Source organism: Cysteiniphilum litorale, from assembly GCF_003428165.1.
GTDB lineage: Bacteria > Pseudomonadota > Gammaproteobacteria > Francisellales > Francisellaceae > Caedibacter > Caedibacter litoralis.
In genome coordinates, this window is sequence record NZ_QLIQ01000030.1 from 1 (window position 1) to 19,993 (window position 19,993).

A 19,993-nucleotide genomic window follows, 5' to 3' on the forward strand; every position below is an offset into this window, starting at 1 on the left:
CAACAAAAACAAAATTATTCACTGTGTTTAAATCAAGTCCCGCCAAGTAGTTTTTGAGTAAATTAAAAACCTTCTGAGGACTACCGATGATGCCATCAATAATCGGTAACTCCTTCTTAATCTTATTGCCTTTATCATCAACCACGTAAATAACAAATAGCTTAACCTCTCGCCACTGACCCTTAAATCGATTACGCTTCTTAGCTGTCTTTGAACCTCGCTTTTTACTTCGTATTCTAATGCGACCGCCATCTATCGATACAACGATTGTGTTGGTGTTGTTAAATCCTGATAAATACTTTTCAGCCGACTGACTTAGGCGTGCTAATTTACTGATATGTTTGCTGATCTTAACAATTGACGTCACTGACAAATGGATGTTGACTTTAGCAAGATGCTTTTTGACTTCATCATATGAGCTCAATGCTGCCGAAAGCATCGCAATATAGGTGCTTAAACCATTGGATATAGCATGGTGAATACCCAGTAATTGCAAGCCTGGCTTACAGCCCGTGCCTTTGCCGTTATTTGTTCCTTTGAAAAGATAATAAGGCATATAAATATCAAAACGGTTGCCATTGCGATACATCACATTAGTCGCCCTGTAGCCTTTGAAAATGTAGCGCTTGCCTGTGGCATCTAACTGTGCTTTTTCATCTTTTTTGAATGAGTCACTGAGAACTTTCTCTTGGTGACTTAATGCTGCGTATAAGTCGGAGAGTTTGCTTGATAGATCTTGTGCATGCTCAATACGATCTTTATCAAGCTTATTTTCCGTAACGGTGTTAAGCTTAGATAGCTCTACTATCGTATTTGATATCTCATTTTGAATCGTTTCTAGGTTTTGCTCAGCTAAATTCATCCGTAACTTGCTTATGTTTTAAAGGCAGTAGGGTATTTGTACATAAGTATCGCATTCAGTTCAAGTTAAACTACAGCTGATTTACCCACAAATCGCGAATGCGCCCTTGCTGAGCCCATATTCATAAAGCTCATCATGGATGACGCAGATGCCTTATCTTTAATGGCAGATGAAGCAAACAGTGTGGCACTTGGAAATAATAGTCCGCTGAAGTAATACAGTACTGCACAAATAAGAAAGAACACTAATGCTCGAGCATTAAATTGAACGCTAAGATAAAGCAATATTGCACCAATAAAAATAATAGCAATGGCAACTATAATAATCTTATTGACATCAAATCGATGCAGTATGCGTGGCGCGCTTAAGCCACTTATCAGAGTGCCCGCTAATGCGATTAAATTCCAATAGCCATATTCGCTAGGTGTCAAATGCAGCATGTGTTGTGCGATCATTGGTGCCGCTGCTGCGTAGCCATAGGATACCGTTGAGCATAAGCCAATAATCAACGCATAATGGCGTAAACGATGATTTTTTAATGCATGTGCGTATCTTTGGGCAATCGCTATTGGATGTAATGAGTGTTTTTCTTGTAGTGTTTCATGGAACAAAAACGTTGATAAATAGGCAAGCACGCCATGAATAAACAAGATAAAAAATAGATCTTGCCACTGTAAGTATTGCGTGACAACGCCACCGAGAGTGACGGCAATGCCAATACCGAGCATAAAAGACAGCATGGAATAAGAGATTGCTTTCTTTGCTTGCGCTTCATTCAAAAGCTCATTGACTAACGTGAAAGTACACGCCAACCCCGCAGAAGAACCAAGTGCGGTAATAACCCGACCTAAAAGTAACAAGCTATAGCTAGATAGCATATTGGTTGCCGCAATATAGCATATAACCAAACCGATTAAGTTAATGATAAAACCAAAGCGAATGGCTTTGAGTCTGCCAAAACGATTGGCAAGGGGGGCATAAATCAGCTGACCAAAAACATAGCCAAATAAAAAAATGCCGACAAACCATGAGAGGCTTGAAGGGGCAAGTGAGTAAAATTTGCCAATTTGTGGCAATGCAGGTGTAAGTATTACTGCAGATACTGAGGCAATGGACAGATAGCTTAATAGTATGGCGATTTTATATGTTTTCATAATGATATCCTGAATATGATTTGTTCAGAATTGTATGTGTGATGATGTAAATTAACAATATCTGGAAATATTGACATAAGTTAAGTTGATTTAAACAATGGGTGCGTCTGTGGTGCAAATATCTTATAATATTTTAGCACTTACCGTGAGACCATCAACGCCAAATACTCGAGGACGCTACAATCAAAAAGCAGTTTTTAGCGTAAGAGACTTTAACTACAACTATCTAGCCTTTTGGCTATCGAGCGCATACAATAGATCAATCTGTTTTTCTGGAGATTTTATGAAAAAGCAAACGACTGTTTTATTGATACTCGATGGTTGGGGTTATCGCGAAGAAAATAAAGATAATGCCATTAATAATGCCAATAAACCCAATTGGGATAGTATTTGGCAACATTCCACGCATACCTTAATTAACGCCTCAGGGTTGATGGTGGGTTTACCACAAGGACAGATGGGTAATTCGGAAGTTGGGCATATTAATATTGGCTCAGGTCGTATTGTATACCAAGAGCTAACACGGATTGATGAAGCAATTAAAGATAAAAGTTTCTTTGATAATAAAGTGCTCACCAATGCTGTTGATCAAGCCGTGAAAGGTGACAAAGCCGTGCATATTTTGGGACTCTTATCGCCAGGTGGCGTGCATTCGCATGAAGACCATATTATTGCAATGATTAAGCTCGCTGCCGAACGAGGTGCAAAAAAAGTATTTGTTCATGCTTTTTTAGACGGGCGCGATATGCCGCCACGCTCAGCGGAAAGCTCATTGCAAAAAGTTGATGCGTTATTGTCAAAACTTGGTGTTGGCTATATTGCAAGTGTTAGCGGGCGCTATTATGCAATGGATCGTGATAATCGTTGGGATCGTGTTGAGAAAGCCTATGATGCGATGACAATAGCCAAAGCAGAATACACAGCGGATAGTGCTGAAGAAGCATTAAATATGGCATATGCACGCAATGAGAATGATGAGTTTGTTAAGCCGACAATCATCAAAAAGCACAATCAGGCAGTGACAATCGCTGATGGTGATAGTGTTATATTTATGAATTTCCGCTCTGATCGTGCGCGCCAATTATCACATGTGTTTACCGATAGTGAGTTTTCTGGCTTTAAGCGCCAAGTTTTTCCTAAAGTGCATTTTGTGACCTTAACAAAATATGCTGATGATATTAAAGCACACGTTGCTTACGCACCTGAGAAGCTAACCAATATATTAGGTCAAGTATTGGCAGATCAACATATGACGCAGCTGAGAATTGCCGAAACTGAAAAATATGCACATGTGACCTTTTTCTTTAATGGCGGTCAGGAAGCGCCATTTGGCGGTGAAGATCGTATTTTGGTGCCATCGCCTAAAGTGGCTACCTATGATTTACAGCCTGAAATGAACGCTTATGAGGTGACGGATAAACTCGTTGATGCGATTACCGCACAAAAATATGATGTGATTATTTGTAATTATGCCAACTCTGATATGGTGGGGCATACGGGCAATTATGACGCAGCAGTTAAAGCCATTGAGGCTTTAGATATATGTATTGGACGTGTTGCTGATGCTGTTCATACGATCAATGGTAATTTGTTTATTACCGCAGATCACGGTAATGCAGATCAAATGGTTGACCCTGAAACAGGTAAGATGCATACAGCACACACCACCAATCCGGTGCCTTTTATTTATCAAGGGAATAAGAAAGCTTCAGTTGCATTAAGCGATGGCAAATTATCGGATATTGCTCCAACGATCCTGGCAGTGATTGGAGTGAAGCAACCTAAAGAGATGACTGGCAAGTCTATTTTAAAGTTTGATTAAAAAAATGTGAGTAAAGAGTAAATGATTGACCCTAAATTATTAAGAAGTGATATTGATGCAGTAGCTAAAGGGCTATTAACGCGTGGTTATATGCTTGATATCCATGCCTTTAATGCATTGGAAGAAGAGCGTCGTATCGTTCAGCAGAAAACACAAGATTTACAAGCTAAGCGTAATGCCGCTTCAAAACAAATCGGGATGCTCAAAGCACAAAAAAAAGATGCATCAAGTATTCTGGCAGAAGTTGCTAACTTGGGTGATGAGCTTAAAGCGCTAGAGGATGAGCTAAAAGCGATTCAAGATCAAATAACGGCGATTATTGCGGAAATGCCAAACTTGCCAGCGAATGATATTCCTGTGGGCAAAGATGAAAATGACAACCTTGAAATCAGACGCTGGGGTGAGTCAAAGCAGTTTGATTTTGAAGTGAAAGATCATGTTGATTTAGGTGAGAAGATTGGTGGTATGGACTTCCAAACTGCCTCTAAGTTAACAGGAAGTCGCTTTGTTGTGCTTAAGAAAGAAATCGCGCAGTTACAGCGTGCATTGACACAGTTTATGATTGATTTGCATGTTAATGAACATGGCTATAATGAAGTTTATGTGCCTTATCTTGTCAACAAGGATTCATTGTTTGGCACAGGACAATTGCCGAAGTTTTCAGAAGATCTTTTTAATATTCAAGAGCAATTCCCATTTAGCTTAATTCCTACGGCGGAAGTCCCAATTACCAATATCGTACGTGATGAAATTATTCCAGCTGAAAGCTTGCCATTGAAATTCGTAGGACATACACCATGCTTTCGTAGTGAGGCGGGATCTTATGGTCGCGATACCCGTGGGCTTATCCGTCAGCATCAATTTGAAAAAGTTGAAATGGTGCATATCGTCATACCTGATGAAGGCTTAAATGCGTTGGAAGAGTTAACCTCACATGCCGAAGCAGTGTTACAAAAGCTTGAACTACCTTATCGTGTACTAACCTTATGTACAGGGGATATGGGCTTTTCCGCACGTAAAACCTATGATTTGGAAGTTTGGATTCCATCACAAAATACCTATCGCGAGATTTCATCTTGTAGCTGGTGTGGTGATTTCCAAGCCAGACGTATGCAAGCACGGTTTAAATCAAAAGATATGAGTAAGCCAGAGCTGTTGCATACATTAAATGGCTCAGGTTTAGCAGTTGGTAGGACGCTTGTTGCTGTATTAGAGAATTATCAGCAAAAAGATGGTTCTATCGTTGTACCTGAAGTGCTGCGTAAATATATGGGTGGATTACATGTCATTAAAGCCTAGTAATAATGTAAAAATAAGTTGAGCTTCAATTACCCCCTCACCCGCGCAGCTTGAGCTGCACGACCTCTCCCGCAAGGGGAGAGGTACTAGCTGACGCAACTTGTTTTTGAGTCATTATTTAATTGTTAATTTGCCTTTGACAGTGTGTTTCTTTAATAAAAAATAAGCTAAAAACAAAAGCCACTGCAAAAAAGATAATACTAATGCTCAGCATTACCTCATAATTTTGCGTGCTAAAGTGTGTTGAGCTTAATGCTATTTTACTCAAGGTGATGCCGCCTAGTATTTGAATAATCGCAGCACCTAAAACAACACTCATATTGTTAAATGCCATTGCCGTTGCTTCAAGCTTTCTTGGCACGTTTTCAACTACAACGCTAAAAGAAATGGCCTGAGCACCTGTGGCAAATCCAAATAAGAAAAACAGTAAGTAATATACGTGTAAATGTAAATTCGGTAGACAAACGATAATCGATGAGGCAATTACACCTATTAATGCAGCTACATAAAGGACGGGCTTACGTTTACGCATTAAGTCTGAACATAGCCCTAATATTGGGCTGCCAAGCCCCATGCCAAGCCAAATAAATTGAATCGCAGAGCTTGCTGAGATTTGTGAGTAGCCCATGCTAACCAAGTAACTAGAGCCATATAGCGAGCCAAATAGCTCAGCAGCTGGATAGATAAAAAAAGCAAAAATAGCGATGATAATAATTTGACGATATCTAAAAAGTGATAACGTCTGCAGTGTTACTTCTTTAATTGATAGGATGTTTTTTGTTGATTGACGATCACGTGCAAATATCAAGAAAATAACTGACAATATAATGCCTGCAATGGTTATAAAATAAAAAACAATGCGCCATTGATAATCCACCGATTCAAGTGCGTAAGCTAAGGGTACGTTGGAGAGAATAGGACCAATTACACCAAGAATCTGAGTCATGCCAACCACAAGACCTAGAATGCGGTGTGGAAACCAATCAAGCACGATTTTAAGGAGCAGGATAAAGGCAAAGGCTGAGCCAAAACCAATAAAAAATCGACCAATAAATGCAGAATAAAAGCTTGAGGCGAAGCTAAAGACCAAAACGCCAATAGCGCACCATAAAATAGCAAAAGTCCCCACCTTACGTACGCCAAAGCGATCCAAAATAATGCCTACCGGAATTTGCATCACTGAATAAGCGATCGCGTAGGCGGCACCAATTAGACTTAATTGTTCAGGCGTGATGTGTAAGCTGTTGGCAAATGCATTGTGTGGCATGGCATTTAAAGAGTCCAACGAGGTTCGTGCAAAATACTCATAGATAAAGAAGAGGCTGCCAAGTAGAAATAAAAAACACCCAAAAAAGGTAACCCTTTGTGGGCGCTGATCAGTAGTCATAAGAAAACACTTGTTATATGAATTTTTAGTGTGCGTAAGTCTAGCAGATATTGATTCTGAAATGCACCCTAAACTGGTGGCGTCAAACTGATAATGTTTTTGTTTGAGAGGCTTTATTGAATCTCACCTTAGGCGTGCTACAATGCCAATACTTTATTTAAGAATGAATATCATTTTTAACATGAAAAATGTAGCAATCGTTTATTACAGTGGTTATGGTCATACTAAGAAAGTAGCAGAGCATATTAGAGTGGGTGTCAATGCTCTAAAAAAAGTGCATGCGGTGCTTATTAGTGTTGATGAGTTGCAAGATGTCGATGCCCTTAATGATTATGAAGCGATTGTTTTTGGTGCGCCAACGTATATGGGTTCGGTGCCATACCAATTCAAAAAGTTTATGGATGATGCATCAAAAGTTTGGCTAAAAAAAGGCTGGAAAGATAAGCTTGCCGCGGGGTTTACCAACTCAGGCTCTCTAAGTGGCGATAAGTTTAACGTGTTAATGCAGTTATGCACCTTTGCTTGTCAGCATGGTATGTTGTGGTTGTCATTGGGTATTGATAATACTTCTGGGCAAAATGAGCATCATAGTGGGCATTTGGAAGCACTTAATCGCATGGGCGGATCTTTGGGGCTCATGACACAATCAGAAAATGACTCCCCGGAAGTAACTCCTCCGATTGGTGACAAAAGAACGGCTGAATTATTTGGGCGACGCATCGCAGAGTATGTGATTTTGTTGGCAAAAAGGTAATTGCAGTTTTTTATTACCCCATTCACTCCACGATCCATCATAAACGCTGATATTGCGATACCCAACAAGCTTTGCAGCTGCTGCCAATATGCAAGCAGTGACACCTGAACCACATGTAAAAATAAGTGGTTGTTGTAGACTAGGTGCGTAAGTGGCAAACATTGCTGCTAAGGTTTCTTTAGATTTAAAGCAACCTTGATCAAGGACGCTGGCGTAGTGCATATTAATAGATTGTGGGATATGACCTGAGTTTAGGTTGTCACGTGTCTCGGGTTCTCGTGCGCTAAAGCGTGCGGGTGATCTTGCATCAAAGACAATGGCGGACTTACTATCTAAATTATTTAATATGTGCTCTTTGTCACAAAAGCACCCATTTGTTAGCGTGGCTGTGAAATATTCTGTAGCGGCTGTGATATAGCAAGTTGTCGTTGGTAGCTTATCATTAAGCCACTGTGGCAGACCGCCATCTATGATATAAATATTATGATGTCCCATCGCTTTAAACATCCACCAACAGCGCACACTCGAGTAAATGCCATTTTGGTCATAGACCACGATTATACTGTCGTTATGGATGCCAAGTTTTGCTGCAGCAAGAGCAAAGTCTTGAGCTTGAGGTAATGTGTGTGGCAAAGAATTATTTAAGTCGCTAAAGTGCTGCTTCAAATCAAAGTAGCGACTTTGTGGAATAAATGAGGCACTACACTTTTTATCGGTGAGTGTCGCATCAAGGATAACGAGCTGTGGTAGATTTAAGTTATTATGGAGCCACTTTGTGCTAACAAAAGTTGTTTCTTTAAGATGTAGCATGATTAAGTATCCAGTCCAAAATAATTTTATTAATTTGCTCAGGTTCTTCTAATGGCGCAAAATGCCCGCTTTTGCTCATGCTCACATATGTGATGTTTTTAATGTTTTGATAAAAGCTAATACTGCTGTCAGCACCAACAATTTTATCCTCAGGTGAGGTGATTAATAGTGTTGGAATGCTGAAGTTGTCTGCATTTTCAATATCATGCATTCCTAAGTTTAACTTTTTGATTACCTCTAAATCATTAGTTTTGCCGGCATTAACTTGCTCATCAATAAGTGTTTGTTGCGTATCGGGGTGGAAGCCTGAGGATGCGAAAAATTGATTCATGTTGTCACGGATGCTTTCTAAGACATCAAGAGACTGGTTCCAAAAGGCAAAATTTTCAGCATCAAGCTTGGTGCATGGCGATGGGCTGATGAGTATAAGCTGAGTAATATTAAGGCTTAAGCTATGTTTTTGAGCGGTGGCATAAGCATACGCACCACCTCGTGAATGTCCAATGATAATATTATGAGCGCTACCTAATTCCGAAATAACATGGGCAATATCGTTAACATACTCATCAAGCGTGTAAGGATTTTTCTTGTTATTTGCAATAACAGGGCTTTGTCCATGCCCTGGTAAGTCTAGTGTAATGACGTTAAAAAACTGCTTGAAAAATGTTATCTGATGATGCCATTGCGTTTGACGTCCGCCCATGCCATGGATAAATACTAGTGTTATTGGGCTACGGTCATGTTTGTGATAATGACAGTTAATCTCGCGATTATTGCGGAGAATGTTTTTAAGCATCATGGGTTATCCTTAACCTAATTATATTGAACTCTCAAAGAATATTTAGCAGGAATTTTGCAAGCACAGAATGGCTATGGAAGATCTCTTTTGTTTTCACCGATATAAAGTTGACGTGGGCGTCCAATTTTCATTGTAGGATCGTTGTACATTTCTAGATACTGAGAGATCCAACCAGAAGTACGAGCTAACGCAAAAATTGGCGTATACATATAAGTTGGGATATCTAGTGCTTTTAAAATGATGCCTGAGTAGAAATCCACATTTGGGAATAGTTTTCTTTCAATAAAGTAGCTGTCATTTAAAGCAATTGCTTCAAGTTTCTTGGCAATGTGTAGCAATGGGTTATTGCTATCACCCATTTGATTAAGGATGCTTTCACATGCTTTTTTCATGGCTGTTGCACGTGGATCGGTATTTTTGTATACGCGATGCCCAAAGCCCATTAATCGAAATGGATCTTCTTTGTCTTTAGCGCGCTCAATAAACTTATCGATATTGCTTACATCACCAATTTGCTCAAGCATTTTAACAACTGCTTCATTAGCACCACCGTGAGCTGGTCCCCAAAGAGCGGCAATACCAGCAACAATAGCGGCATATGGGTCAGTACCTGTGGAGCCAGCAAGGCGTACAGTTGAAGTCGATGCATTTTGCTCATGATCAGCATGTAATATGAAAATCGTATCCATTGCGCGTGCAGCTAATGGGTCTGGTTGGTAATTTTCATTGTCGGCGAACATCATATATAGGAAGTTTTCAGCATATGAAAAAGATTTCTTAGGTGCCATAAAAGGTAAGCCATTACGGTGGCGATAAGTCATTGCAACTAATGTTGGGATGCGTGCAATGATTTTTTCTGCCATTGCTATTTGTTGCTCAGGATCTTTCTTATTCATTGTTTTTTGATTTTCTGCAGACATAACACTCACTGCTGCCATTAAGGCTGCCATCGGGTGCGTGTCTTTCGGGAATGCTTTGATTGTATGCGCAACATGCTCACATGCAGGCATGTGGTCTAAAATACGTTGACTAAATGCAGTAACCTCATTAGCGCTTGGTAATTTGTCATTTAATAAAGCATAACAAAGATTCAGGTAGTGTGATTTTTCAACCCATTGCTCAATAGGGTAACCGCGATGCAGAAGCACGCCTTGACCACCGTTAATATAAGTGATTTTTGACCAGCACGCTGCGGTTGAGAGAAAGCCTGGGTCGTAAGTGAATAAACCTTCTTTAACTAAAGAAGATACATCAACAGTTTGTTGACCTAATACAGGAGTGTGAATTGGTAGCGTTAATGATAAATTTTTGTGTTGGATGTTTAAAACAGCAGTTTCAGACATGTTGATCTCCATGATTTGGCACATTTAAACAGCGCAAAACTCCATTGTGACAGAAGTCAGCAAGAGAGTTTTTGTGTTGCTTTAGTTTATGCAGGTAAGTAAAAAATTCTGAGGCATATTTAAGCTTATATCCCTACAGTTGTCAAATAAAGACACCCAAAGAGTTGGGAGGGATGCTGAGTCTTAAATAGCATGCGCAGATGATGATTTTGGTAATGCAATCGTTCCAATAAAGCCAATGATGCTCGCAATAAGTTGCAAGATCATGCTTTTTTCAAGTCCGCCGACTGAGAAGCTCGCGGTAATGATGGCTAGAATAAACGTGATAACGAATATCGTGCTTACTGTTGATTTGGTATTGGCAAATGTTAAGAAGCCTAACAGCAGTGAAACGGCAGATAAGATAATTCCCCAAACACCTACTACAACTGAATAGCCCATAAGTGTCGCTGCGAAAATAATACCTAAAATACTTGCGATAACAACAAGGATAGACCCAATGTTTTTAATGCCTTTCATAATATTTCTCCTGATAAGTGATATGAACAAAATGCTTCCTTTGCATCATGTGCTCAAGAAGTTAGGGTCAGTTTATTCTTTATCAGTGCTTGCTAGAAATGACAAAATTTTATCAAAGCTATAATATTGATTTATACAATCATCGTAAAATAGTTTGTGATAGGGATGTTTACTGTTTAGAGAATAGGTTGGCATCAATATTGTTAGCCGCAGCAATTACTTTTAAGCGGCGTAATGCATCAACCTGAATTTGACGTACGCGCTCACGCGTCAGCCCAATTTGTGTGCCTGTCTCTTCAAGTGTTTGGATGTCATAGCCGCGCAGACCAAAGCGCATTGATAGCACTGCGCGTTGATTGTCACTTAACTCATCAAGCCATTGATCAATGAATTGCGCGGCTTTTTGATGTAAATGGATATCCTCCGGATCACTGGTTTGCTCATCGGCAATTGTCTCAAGCATGCTGCGATTGGAATCATCATAGGAGTCATCCAATGAATCCATTGGTACGGTTGAGGTGAGGATTTTACGGATATCCTCAACAGGGCGGTCAATAAACTCAGCAATTTCCTCAGGGGATGGCTCATGATCAAGAAGCTTAGTTAGCTCCGTTGCTGCGCGCAAATAAACATTGAGTTCTTTTAATATATGGACAGGAACGCGAATTGTGCGTTGGTGATTTAATAGTGCGCGTTCAATATTCTGGCGTATCCACCAAGTAGCATAGGTTGAAAATCGCCAACCCAGTTCAGGGTCGAATTTCTCAACAGCACGAATCAAGCCAAGATTACCTTCGGCAATCAAATCAAGAAAGCTTAAGCTATTACCACGTGGCTTGTAACGTTTGGCAATTTTCACAACAAGACGTAAGTTGCTCTCAATCATGATGTTTTTTGCTTTTAAGTCGCCTTGTTGTACCTTTTGAGCGTAGTAGAATTCCTCGTCTTTTGTTAATAATGGTCTAAAGCCAATATCTACAAGATACATGCGCGTGGCGTCATTATCTACGTGCGAAAAATCATGGGCATCAACTTCTGTGTTGTTAAATGCATTGTCATCGTCATCATCATTAGAGTTATCAAGTGTATAATCATTATCATTGATATCGTCATCATCACTGTTTTCGATGTGATTGTTTTTGAGCGTGTTAACGATATTGTCTGGTTTGTTGTCAAACTTATCTTGTTTAGCTGGTTGTAACACGTCTATCTCCTTATTACCCTATTTATAGAATGGTTAGAACTACTGTTATCAAAAGGGTGGCATACTATGCATTGACTTGTTGTGGTTTCTTTGCATAACAACCCGTTCTATGACCTCTTTAACATTATCGCAACAACGCTTCATATGCGAAAGAGCAGAATGATGAATCTGCTGTAGGCTATATGATTATGTGTTATCAGATATTTTTATGTCCCTGTCGGTGATTATCGTACCCTTAATATAAATAAGATGGCAAGCCTGATAGTCAATCTCTGTAAAAGTATTTATTTTTACCAATTAAAAACCTCGCCCAGTTATGCTGGATTATCCTTAATAAGTCCGATATGATTGGCAATCACTTACATGCTAGGATAATGTCTTATTAAGTATCTAAGCAATGGTTTATTGGTATAATGGATATTCGGATCAAGCCCGAATATGACAACTCACTGTCATTCTCGGACTTGATCCGAGAATCCAAAAAATACCTGATAATATCTGCATGGCTACTTATGCCTAGTTACTTTGAATGTTTTGAGTATTATGGAACGCGCGAATTACTTTACTTTTCTTAATAACAGGTTATCGATTCAAAAGTTTTTAAGTATCTGTTTAATATTGCTGATTAGCTGCTCAATTTTTATTTTAGGTGTCTTTAACTATTATCAGATGCGTCAACAAAACGAAGATTTATTTAAAATGCAAATGGTTAACAGTGCCAATGCGATTGATGCCTTATTGTCTGCCGCGATTACTGATAGTTCAAAACGTCAGTTAAGTGATTTGCTGGAATCTAACTCTTTAACAACGCTTGAAAATATCGCAGGGAACTTAAAGCCCAAAATTGCACAATTTGATAATGTGTATAAAGATTCATTTGCTTTTCAGGTTTATGATCGCCGCAGTGGTAATTTGATTTTGCATTCAACAGGATCACCGGATGTGTCTACTTTTCAAAAGACGGAACTTGACAGCTTTCAAACGGTTAAGCTAAAAACGTCACAAGGATCGCAATTATGGAATATGTTTAGCATTAATAGTCGCTATCAACCGTATCGCATTGTGGTGTTGGTAAGCTCTGATTTTAAGCATCAAATGTTTTTGAATTTGTTTCGCAGCGCTTTGTGGGATTTGATCACGCTATATATATTTCTATTGCTATCTATATTTATTGTGGTGCAACTGGCTTTGCGACCTTTATCTGATATTCGCCGTGCAATTGCAGTCAAAGATCCACGTAAGCTTGAACCAATTGCTGTTAAAACAGCGCCGCCTGAAGTGATTCCGCTATTAAATCAATTAAATATTCTATTTCAAAAATTTAGTAAGGTGTTAGAGCGTGAGAAGCGCTTTGCTGGAGATGCAGCGCATGAATTAAAAACGCCATTGGCAGCATTGAAAACACAAGCTGAGGTTGCGCTTAACTTGGATGACATGGTTGAGATTAAAAAGCGCATTGCCAATATTATCAGTGGCGCCGATCGATATTTTTATATTATTGACCAACTGCTGACGTTAAGTCGCTTAGAGCCGCAGCAGGATTTGCCTGATAAAAAAAATGTGAATTTAAATAATATTGCTGAGAATCAACTTGCGGAGTTGGCGTTATTGGCGCTGCAAAAGAATATTGAGTTAGAGTTCTTGCCAAGTAAGTCAGCAGCGGTTGTTTATGCTAGCGAAACATTAATAAATATTTTATTTAGGAATCTTATTGATAATGCCATTCGTTATACCCTCGATGGTGGTAAAGTTATTTTATATAGTTATGTGGCAAAATCAGAAGTCTTATTTGAGTTTGTTGATAACGGCATTGGGATTGCTGAAGATAAGCAAAAGCGAATTTTTGATCGATTTTATCGTGAAGCAGGGACGGGGCAAGCTGGTAGCGGTCTTGGGCTTTCAATTGTTAAGGAGATTGTCAGATTGCATGATGGGCAGATAGCCGCGCGCACCTCGGATGGAGGGCAAGGTTTGACGATCGTGCTACAGTTTCCCATAAGTAAAACAATCGTGAGTAGTTAAAAACTCATTTGAGATTTTGTTTGACGCGACTGTTATGAATATACATGGTGATTGAGTCAGAGAAAAAAGACTCCCCTGCTTCAGTCTTGCCGTAGAGGCTTATGTCGTTCTTGCCAGGAAGAGGTCTTGGAATATTCCATGTGTCATTTTGATAAACCGCGTTTGCCTCATGTTCATTCGCAATCACCATCACTTTGGCTTTGGCTGATAGTGGTGGAGAGGTCTGGATGGGAATTAATGGATAGAAGTTATGAACATGCGTGTTATTGGCGGGAGATGTGATTTTTATATTAAGCGTGCTTTTTTGATTATCGATATGTTCAGAAAGTTTTTTTTTAAGCGTTGAGGTCATTGTGTTTAAAGCTTCAGTGCTATTATCATCGGCATCTTCACTATCAGTTTTGCTATGTGTCTGAGCAATAACGTTTAACGTTTGTGTATCAACAGTGGTTGTATCAGTGCTTTCGCCGGGCGGTGTATTAGAGAAAACAGTATTGCCATTTTCATCTTGCCACTGATATATCTCAGCATTCGCTGTGAAGATGAAAAAAACTAAAATTAATAGCAAAAAATGCTGGCAAAATGATTTTGCTTTCGTATATACTTGCACGCGTCTTAACTGCTTAAGTTTTCAAAATCTGGTGCATGAAATTATAGGCAAAAAAATCGATGAAAAAAAGTTGATTTTTAAAAACTAAAGCCCTATGATTGTCGCCAGCACGCTGGAGGGGTTCCCGAGCGGCCAAAGGGATCAGACTGTAAATCTGACGGCTCAGCCTTCGCAGGTTCGAATCCTGCCCCCTCCACCACGATTTCCCAGTGCGGGCGTAGTTCAATGGTAGAACTTCGGCCTTCCAAGCCGATAGCGTGGGTTCGATTCCCATCGCCCGCTCCATTAAAGGGATTTATAAAGTGTATTTAAAGATTAAAGTATAAAAAATTAAGTTTTAAAATATTGAAGCTCGCATAGCTCAGTAGGTAGAGCACTCCCTTGGTAAGGGAGAGGTCACCAGTTCAAATCTGGTTGTGAGCACCAGTTGAGTTTGTTAATAAAACTTTGGAGCAAATAATGGCTAAAGAAAAATTTGAACGTAAGAAGCCGCACGTTAACGTTGGTACGATTGGTCACGTGGATCATGGTAAAACAACTTTGACAGCAGCGATCACTAAAGTGCTTTCAGAAGCATATGGTGGTAGCGCTCGTGCGTTCGATGAGATTGATAATGCGCCAGAAGAAAAAGCGCGTGGTATTACTATTTCAACTTCTCACGTTGAGTATGAAACACCAAATCGTCACTACGCACACGTAGACTGTCCAGGGCACGCGGATTATGTTAAGAACATGATTACTGGTGCTGCTCAGATGGATGGCGCGATTCTTGTATGTTCAGCTGCTGATGGTCCTATGCCGCAAACGCGTGAGCACATCCTTTTATCACGTCAGGTAGGTGTTCCATATATCGTTGTTTTCTTGAACAAGTGTGATATGGTTGATGACGAGGAGTTATTAGAATTGGTTGAGATGGAAGTTCGTGAGCTTCTTGATCAATACGAATTCCCTGGTGATGATACACCAATCATTAAAGGTTCAGCAACTGGCGCTTTAGCTGGTGAGCAAAAATGGGTTGATGCTATTCTTGAGTTGGGTAAAACACTTGATGAGTACATCCCTGAGCCACAACGTGAAACTGACAAGCCTTTCTTGTTACCAATTGAAGACGTGTTCTCAATTTCTGGTCGTGGTACAGTTGTTACTGGACGTGTTGAGCGTGGCGTTATCAAGGTTGGTGAAGAAGTTGAAGTTGTTGGTATCAGAGCGACTCAAAAGACGACAGTTACTGGTGTTGAAATGTTCCGTAAGCTTCTAGATGAAGGTAAAGCGGGTGAGAACGTTGGTATTCTAGTTCGTGGTCTTAAACGTGATGACGTTGAGCGTGGTCAAGTTCTTTGTAAGCCAGGTTCAATTACACCACACACTAAGTTTGAAGCAGAAGTATATGTGTTATCTAAAGAAGAAGGTGGGCGTCATACTCCATTCTTCAAAGGTTACAGACCACAGTTCTACTTCCGTACAACGGATGTAACTGGTTCATGTGAGCTTCCTGAGGGTGTTGAGATGGTAATGCCTGGTGATAACATCAAAATGACTGTTACATTGATCAACTCTATCGCGATGGAAGATGGCTTACGCTTCGCTATCCGTGAAGGTGGTCGTACGGTTGGTGCTGGTGTTGTAGCTAAGATTCTTGCTTAATATCAGTAATAGCTCGATAAGTTTTGTAGGCCAGTAGTTCAATTGGTAGAGCAGCGGTCTCCAAAACCGCAAGTTGGGGGTTCGAGTCCCTCCTGGCCTGCCAAATAAATTGACTTGAACGGCGTGTTAATCTGTGTTAAGATTGCACGCCGTTTTTGTTTGTAGTGGGAAATGAGGCTTCTAGATGAAAGATTCAGTAACTAAAAAAGTGTGGACAACCACCACTAAAAAAGCTGATATGCGTCAAATAAGTAGCGCTAATAATAAGATGTTGTGGTTGTTGATGGTGATTATCGCTGCAGTCATTGTTTTTTCGAGTATGTATTTCTCGCTTTTTACCGAGTCATCTGCATTGATGGCGGTGCTTATTATTGTTGGTATTGTTGTTTTATTGGCGATAGGTAAGCAGACGAATCAAGGTGCAAAAGGCTGGCAGTTTGTGCTTGAAGCAAGGTTGGAAATGCGAAAGGTCGTATGGCCAACACGCCAAGAAACCATTAATTCAACATTGATTGTTCTGGCGATTGTTGCTGTGGCGTCGGTAATTATTTATTTTGTTGGTATGCTATTTATGCATCTTATTCAGGCGATATTAAGTTAAGAGGTTGTTTATGTCTGCGGATGAAAAAGATGTGCCTAATGAGCATGTCGAAACAGAAGCTGCACAGTCAGATGCGCAAGCAGAGAGTGGCGGCAAGAAGAGGTGGTATGTTATTCAAGCTTACTCAGGCTATGAAAAGCGTGTAAAGACTCAGATTGAAGAGAAAATAAAGCTCGAAGGCTTAGAGCATTTCTTTGGCAAGATTTTAGTTCCAACTGAAGAAGTTGTTGAAATGAAGGCTGGGCAAAAGCGTAAAAGTGAGCGTAAATTTTTCCCTGGCTATGTATTGATACAGATGGAAATGGATGAAGCTGCTTGGCAGTTAGTGCGTCGTATACCTCGTGTTAGTGGGTTTGTTGGCGGCACAAGTGAGCGTCCGATGCCAATTACTAATGCAGAAGCAGAAAGAATTCTAGGTTCATTAAAAACAGGTGCTGATAAGACTGCACCGAAACCGCGTACCACCTTTCAGGTTGGTCAAGTGGTTCGTGTGTTGGATGGTCCATTTGCTGACTTTACCGGTGTGGTTGAAGAGATTAACTATGAAAAATCGCGCGTGCATGTTGCGGTCTCAATTTTTGGTCGTTCAACGCCTGTCGAGTTAGAATTCTCTCAAGTCGAGAAAGATGCTTAAGAGTTTATCACTGCCAGAGTCGGTGATATAAGGTGCTTGATGCTAGGCATTAAGCAAATGTAACAGGGAAGCTATTTATAAAAGAATAGCGTTATACCCAAATTAGGAGTAAATAATGGCAAAGAAAGTACAAGCTTATATTAAGCTTCAGGTAAAAGCAGGGCAAGCAAACCCTAGTCCTCCGATTGGTCCAGCATTGGGTCAGCACGGTGTGAATATTATGGAATTCTGTAAAGCATTTAACGCGCAGACACAAAAAATGGAACAGGGTTCACCAGTTCCTGTTGTGATTACTGTATATAGCGACAGAAGTTTCACTTTCACAATGAAAACGCCACCGGCTTCATTCTTGTTGAAAAAGGCTGCTAAGATTAAATCTGGTAGTTCTAAGCCTTCAAAAGAAGTGGCAGGTACGGTTAATCGTGAGCAACTAGAAGAGATTGCTAAGGCAAAAGAACCTGATTTAACAGCGGCAACTTTAGATGCTGCGGTTAGAACAATTGCAGGTAGCGCGCGTAGCATGGGTCTTAAAGTTGAGGGGGTTGAATAATGGCTAAGTTATCAAAAAGAATGAAAGCATTGTCTGAAAAAATAAACAGATTAAATGCGTATTCAGCAACTGATGCATTCAACCTTTTGAAAGAACTTTCAAAAGTTAAGTTCAAAGAATCGATCGATGTTGCAGTTAATTTAGGTGTTGATCCGCGTAAATCTGATCAAGTTGTGCGTGGCGCTTCTGTATTGCCAAATGGTACAGGTAAAACAGTTCGTGTTGCAGTTTTCACGCAAGGTGAGAATGTACTCAAGGCAACTGAAGCTGGTGCTGATATCGTTGGTATGGATGATTTGGCAGCTGAAGTTAAAAAAGGCAATATGGATTTTGACGTTGTAATCGCAACGCCTGATGCAATGCGTGTTGTTGGTCAGCTAGGTCAAATTCTTGGACCTAAAGGTTTAATGCCGAACCCTAAAGTAGGTACGGTAACAACTGATGTTGCTCAAGCAGTTACGAATGCAAAAGCAGGTCAGGTTCGTTTCCGCGTTGATAAAGCAGGTATCGTGCATACGACTATTGGTAAAGCTGATTTTGAACCAGCAGCTTTGCAACAAAACTTAGAAACGCTTTTGGCAGATCTTAAAAAGCTTAAGCCTGCAGCAGCAAAAGGCGTTTATATCAAGAAGATTACAGTATCTAGCACAATGGGTCCTGGGATTTTGCTTGACATGAGCACAATCGAGGTTTAAGATAACGAGCCTTTTTTGTGTGCCTTGGTGCGATTTTGTGCTAAGGACTTAAACAAGTTTCTTTGGGTCGCTACTTAATGTCATGTTAAGTCAGTGATGTCAAAGACCGTAGGTGTGATCGAAAGATCGCTTAATTTCCTACGCAGACGGTGCGTGTGACCTTTGAAGAGAATAAAATTTTTTATTTGGTTTCAAACATCGTATTAAATAATAACGTAGACAAAAACAAGAGGATTAGCTAATGGCGCTAAAGCTTGAAGATAAAAAAGCGATTGTGGCAGAAGTTGCCGAACAGGCATCCTTGGCATTGTCTGCAGCGGTAGCTGATTACCGTGGCTTGACTGTGAATCAAATGAGTAATTTACGTAAACAGGCTCGTGAATCAGGTGTGTACTTGAAAGTTGTTCGCAATAACTTAGCAAGAATCGCATTTAAAGGTACTGAGTTTGAGTGCATGAACGATGCACTTGTCGGTCCTTTAGTATTGGCTTTCTCGAAAGAGGAGCCAGGTGCGGCTGCTAAATTATTCAAAAATTTTATGAAAGATCATAAAGCTTTTGAAGTGAAGAACTTAGCAATGGGCGGTGAGTTGTTTGGTGCTGATAAGCTAGAAGAAATGTCTAAGCTTCCAAGTAGAAACGACGCGCTTGCGTTATTGTGCAATGTGTTACTTGCACCTGTTACCAAGTTTGTGCGTACAGCTAACGAGATTCCAGCGCAAGCTGTTCGTGTATTCGCTGCTGTTGGTGATGCAAAATAAAACCACTTTTCGTTTTTGAAATTAAATTATTTAATAGGAGTATATAATGGCTATTACTAAAGAAGATATCCTAAATGCAGTTGCTGAAATGAGCGTTATGGATGTTTGTGAATTGGTTAAAATGATGGAAGAAAAATTCGGTGTTTCTGCACAAGCTGCTGTTGCAGTTGCTGCACCTGCTGCTGGTGATGCTGCCGCTGCAGAAGAAAAAACTGAATTTGACGTTGTTTTAGTTGATGCAGGTGCTAACAAAGTTGGCGCGATCAAAGCGGTTCGTGCAGCAACTGGCTTGGGTCTTAAAGAAGCAAAAGATGCTGTTGAAGGCGTGCCTTTCACGATCAAAGAAGCTGCTTCTAAAGCTGATGCTGATGCACTTAAAAAGCAGCTTGAAGAAGCTGGTGCTAAGGTTGAGCTTAAGTAATCAAACGATTATTTTAAGTTAAAAAGTAAAGGCTAACAGGTATTTTATCTGTTGGCCTTTTCTGCTATCTAACAAATAGCATTTGTAGATGTGTCTGTAATTG

General features: G+C 40.1%; 20 protein-coding genes and 4 tRNA genes. 15 read left to right on the forward strand and 9 right to left on the reverse strand.

Annotated elements, in window-relative coordinates; translation table 11 throughout:
* Together DNJ75_RS11045 and DNJ75_RS11050 are read right to left on the reverse strand one after the other, a co-directional pair.
* On the reverse strand, window positions 1-862 hold an 862-nt coding region (locus DNJ75_RS11045), incomplete at its 3' end, for a hypothetical protein (RefSeq protein WP_157968311.1).
* Between the two features lie 65 nt (window positions 863-927).
* Window positions 928-2,016 (reverse strand): MFS transporter, encoded by a 1,089-nt coding sequence (locus tag DNJ75_RS11050; protein WP_117003523.1) that lies wholly within the window; start codon window positions 2,014-2,016, stop codon window positions 928-930.
* Window positions 2,017-2,299: 283 nt separating this feature from the next.
* Here DNJ75_RS11050 and gpmI point away from each other — a divergent pair, with 283 nt between their 5' ends.
* Entirely contained in the window at window positions 2,300-3,838 is a 1,539-nt protein-coding gene (gene gpmI, locus DNJ75_RS11055; protein WP_117003546.1) for a 2,3-bisphosphoglycerate-independent phosphoglycerate mutase, read from the forward strand.
* 21 nt (window positions 3,839-3,859) lie between these two features.
* Entirely contained in the window at window positions 3,860-5,137 is a 1,278-nt protein-coding gene (gene serS, locus DNJ75_RS11060; protein WP_117003524.1) for a serine--tRNA ligase, read from the forward strand.
* Between the two features lie 118 nt (window positions 5,138-5,255).
* Here serS and DNJ75_RS11065 read toward each other — a convergent pair whose 3' ends face one another.
* Window positions 5,256-6,524, reverse strand: coding sequence for an MFS transporter (locus tag DNJ75_RS11065; protein WP_117003525.1), 1,269 nt, complete (start codon window positions 6,522-6,524; stop codon window positions 5,256-5,258).
* A 181-nt stretch (window positions 6,525-6,705) separates the two neighbouring features.
* Between DNJ75_RS11065 and DNJ75_RS11070 the strand changes: the two genes are divergently transcribed.
* A complete protein-coding gene (locus DNJ75_RS11070) occupies window positions 6,706-7,278 on the forward strand; it encodes a flavodoxin family protein (RefSeq protein ID WP_117003547.1) in 573 nt (190 codons plus the stop codon).
* On the opposite strand, the gene DNJ75_RS11075 is transcribed toward DNJ75_RS11070, so the two are convergent.
* The 5 genes from DNJ75_RS11075 to DNJ75_RS11095 form a co-directional block, all read right to left on the reverse strand.
* Window positions 7,228-8,088, reverse strand: a complete 861-nt coding sequence (locus DNJ75_RS11075; RefSeq protein WP_117003526.1) for a sulfurtransferase — start codon at window positions 8,086-8,088, stop codon at window positions 7,228-7,230. The genes DNJ75_RS11070 and DNJ75_RS11075 overlap by 51 nt on opposite strands.
* Entirely contained in the window at window positions 8,075-8,887 is an 813-nt protein-coding gene (locus DNJ75_RS11080) for an alpha/beta fold hydrolase (RefSeq protein ID WP_117003527.1), read from the reverse strand. The genes DNJ75_RS11075 and DNJ75_RS11080 overlap by 14 nt, the downstream gene beginning before the upstream one ends.
* Before the next feature lie 71 nt (window positions 8,888-8,958).
* Window positions 8,959-10,230 carry a citrate synthase gene (locus DNJ75_RS11085; protein WP_117003528.1) on the reverse strand — a complete coding sequence of 424 codons (1,272 nt, stop codon included), beginning with the start codon at window positions 10,228-10,230 and terminating at the stop codon, window positions 8,959-8,961.
* 183 nt (window positions 10,231-10,413) lie between these two features.
* Window positions 10,414-10,749 carry a hypothetical protein gene (locus DNJ75_RS11090; protein ID WP_117003529.1) on the reverse strand — a complete coding sequence of 112 codons (336 nt, stop codon included), beginning with the start codon at window positions 10,747-10,749 and terminating at the stop codon, window positions 10,414-10,416.
* 169 nt (window positions 10,750-10,918) lie between these two features.
* The gene (locus DNJ75_RS11095) at window positions 10,919-11,953 is read right to left on the reverse strand and encodes a sigma-70 family RNA polymerase sigma factor (RefSeq protein ID WP_224742314.1); all 1,035 of its coding nucleotides are present in this window, start codon (window positions 11,951-11,953) and stop codon (window positions 10,919-10,921) included.
* Between the two features lie 543 nt (window positions 11,954-12,496).
* Between DNJ75_RS11095 and DNJ75_RS11100 the strand changes: the two genes are divergently transcribed.
* Window positions 12,497-13,975: an ATP-binding protein gene (locus DNJ75_RS11100; protein WP_117003530.1), complete on the forward strand. Its 1,479-nt coding sequence runs from the start codon at window positions 12,497-12,499 to the stop codon at window positions 13,973-13,975.
* A 4-nt stretch (window positions 13,976-13,979) separates the two neighbouring features.
* Here DNJ75_RS11100 and DNJ75_RS11105 read toward each other — a convergent pair whose 3' ends face one another.
* Entirely contained in the window at window positions 13,980-14,585 is a 606-nt protein-coding gene (locus tag DNJ75_RS11105; RefSeq protein WP_117003531.1) for a DUF4124 domain-containing protein, read from the reverse strand.
* Window positions 14,586-14,699: 114 nt separating this feature from the next.
* Between DNJ75_RS11105 and DNJ75_RS11110 the strand changes: the two genes are divergently transcribed.
* The 11 genes from DNJ75_RS11110 to rplL all read left to right on the forward strand — a co-directional run bounded on the left by DNJ75_RS11110 (window position 14,700) and on the right by rplL (window position 19,890).
* Window positions 14,700-14,784 (forward strand) — tRNA-Tyr (locus DNJ75_RS11110).
* Window positions 14,785-14,796: 12 nt separating this feature from the next.
* Window positions 14,797-14,870, forward strand: a tRNA-Gly gene (locus DNJ75_RS11115).
* A 65-nt stretch (window positions 14,871-14,935) separates the two neighbouring features.
* A tRNA-Thr gene (locus DNJ75_RS11120) sits at window positions 14,936-15,011 on the forward strand.
* A gap of 33 nt (window positions 15,012-15,044) precedes the next feature.
* The gene (gene tuf, locus DNJ75_RS11125; RefSeq protein ID WP_117003532.1) at window positions 15,045-16,229 is read left to right on the forward strand and encodes an elongation factor Tu; all 1,185 of its coding nucleotides are present in this window, start codon (window positions 15,045-15,047) and stop codon (window positions 16,227-16,229) included.
* Window positions 16,230-16,256: 27 nt separating this feature from the next.
* Window positions 16,257-16,332: transfer RNA gene (locus tag DNJ75_RS11130), tRNA-Trp, on the forward strand.
* Window positions 16,333-16,413: 81 nt separating this feature from the next.
* Entirely contained in the window at window positions 16,414-16,830 is a 417-nt protein-coding gene (secE, locus tag DNJ75_RS11135; protein WP_117003533.1) for a preprotein translocase subunit SecE, read from the forward strand.
* Between the two features lie 10 nt (window positions 16,831-16,840).
* Window positions 16,841-17,464 (forward strand): transcription termination/antitermination protein NusG, encoded by a 624-nt coding sequence (gene nusG / locus DNJ75_RS11140; protein ID WP_117003534.1) that lies wholly within the window; start codon window positions 16,841-16,843, stop codon window positions 17,462-17,464.
* A gap of 115 nt (window positions 17,465-17,579) precedes the next feature.
* Entirely contained in the window at window positions 17,580-18,014 is a 435-nt protein-coding gene (rplK, locus tag DNJ75_RS11145) for a 50S ribosomal protein L11 (RefSeq protein ID WP_117003535.1), read from the forward strand.
* Window positions 18,014-18,709 (forward strand): 50S ribosomal protein L1, encoded by a 696-nt coding sequence (gene rplA, locus DNJ75_RS11150; RefSeq protein ID WP_117003536.1) that lies wholly within the window; start codon window positions 18,014-18,016, stop codon window positions 18,707-18,709. Before rplK ends, rplA begins: the two co-directional genes overlap by 1 nt.
* Window positions 18,710-18,950: 241 nt before the next feature.
* Window positions 18,951-19,469: a 50S ribosomal protein L10 gene (rplJ, locus tag DNJ75_RS11155; protein ID WP_117003537.1), complete on the forward strand. Its 519-nt coding sequence runs from the start codon at window positions 18,951-18,953 to the stop codon at window positions 19,467-19,469.
* Between the two features lie 46 nt (window positions 19,470-19,515).
* Window positions 19,516-19,890 carry a 50S ribosomal protein L7/L12 gene (rplL, locus tag DNJ75_RS11160; RefSeq protein ID WP_117003538.1) on the forward strand — a complete coding sequence of 125 codons (375 nt, stop codon included), beginning with the start codon at window positions 19,516-19,518 and terminating at the stop codon, window positions 19,888-19,890.
* Window positions 19,891-19,993: the final 103 nt, after the last annotated feature.

Coding starts and splice junctions, on each gene's coding strand:
- DNJ75_RS11050 (WP_117003523.1), bottom strand. CDS start 2,016: ATGAAAACATATAAAATCGCCATACTATTAAGCTATCTGTCCATTGCC.
- gpmI (WP_117003546.1), top strand. CDS start 2,300: ATGAAAAAGCAAACGACTGTTTTATTGATACTCGATGGTTGGGGTTAT.
- serS (WP_117003524.1), top strand. CDS start 3,860: ATGATTGACCCTAAATTATTAAGAAGTGATATTGATGCAGTAGCTAAA.
- DNJ75_RS11065 (WP_117003525.1), bottom strand. CDS start 6,524: ATGACTACTGATCAGCGCCCACAAAGGGTTACCTTTTTTGGGTGTTTT.
- DNJ75_RS11070 (WP_117003547.1), top strand. CDS start 6,706: ATGAAAAATGTAGCAATCGTTTATTACAGTGGTTATGGTCATACTAAG.
- DNJ75_RS11075 (WP_117003526.1), bottom strand. CDS start 8,088: ATGCTACATCTTAAAGAAACAACTTTTGTTAGCACAAAGTGGCTCCAT.
- DNJ75_RS11080 (WP_117003527.1), bottom strand. CDS start 8,887: ATGATGCTTAAAAACATTCTCCGCAATAATCGCGAGATTAACTGTCAT.
- DNJ75_RS11085 (WP_117003528.1), bottom strand. CDS start 10,230: ATGTCTGAAACTGCTGTTTTAAACATCCAACACAAAAATTTATCATTA.
- DNJ75_RS11090 (WP_117003529.1), bottom strand. CDS start 10,749: ATGAAAGGCATTAAAAACATTGGGTCTATCCTTGTTGTTATCGCAAGT.
- DNJ75_RS11100 (WP_117003530.1), top strand. CDS start 12,497: ATGGAACGCGCGAATTACTTTACTTTTCTTAATAACAGGTTATCGATT.
- tuf (WP_117003532.1), top strand. CDS start 15,045: ATGGCTAAAGAAAAATTTGAACGTAAGAAGCCGCACGTTAACGTTGGT.
- secE (WP_117003533.1), top strand. CDS start 16,414: ATGAAAGATTCAGTAACTAAAAAAGTGTGGACAACCACCACTAAAAAA.
- nusG (WP_117003534.1), top strand. CDS start 16,841: ATGTCTGCGGATGAAAAAGATGTGCCTAATGAGCATGTCGAAACAGAA.
- rplK (WP_117003535.1), top strand. CDS start 17,580: ATGGCAAAGAAAGTACAAGCTTATATTAAGCTTCAGGTAAAAGCAGGG.
- rplA (WP_117003536.1), top strand. CDS start 18,014: ATGGCTAAGTTATCAAAAAGAATGAAAGCATTGTCTGAAAAAATAAAC.
- rplJ (WP_117003537.1), top strand. CDS start 18,951: ATGGCGCTAAAGCTTGAAGATAAAAAAGCGATTGTGGCAGAAGTTGCC.
- rplL (WP_117003538.1), top strand. CDS start 19,516: ATGGCTATTACTAAAGAAGATATCCTAAATGCAGTTGCTGAAATGAGC.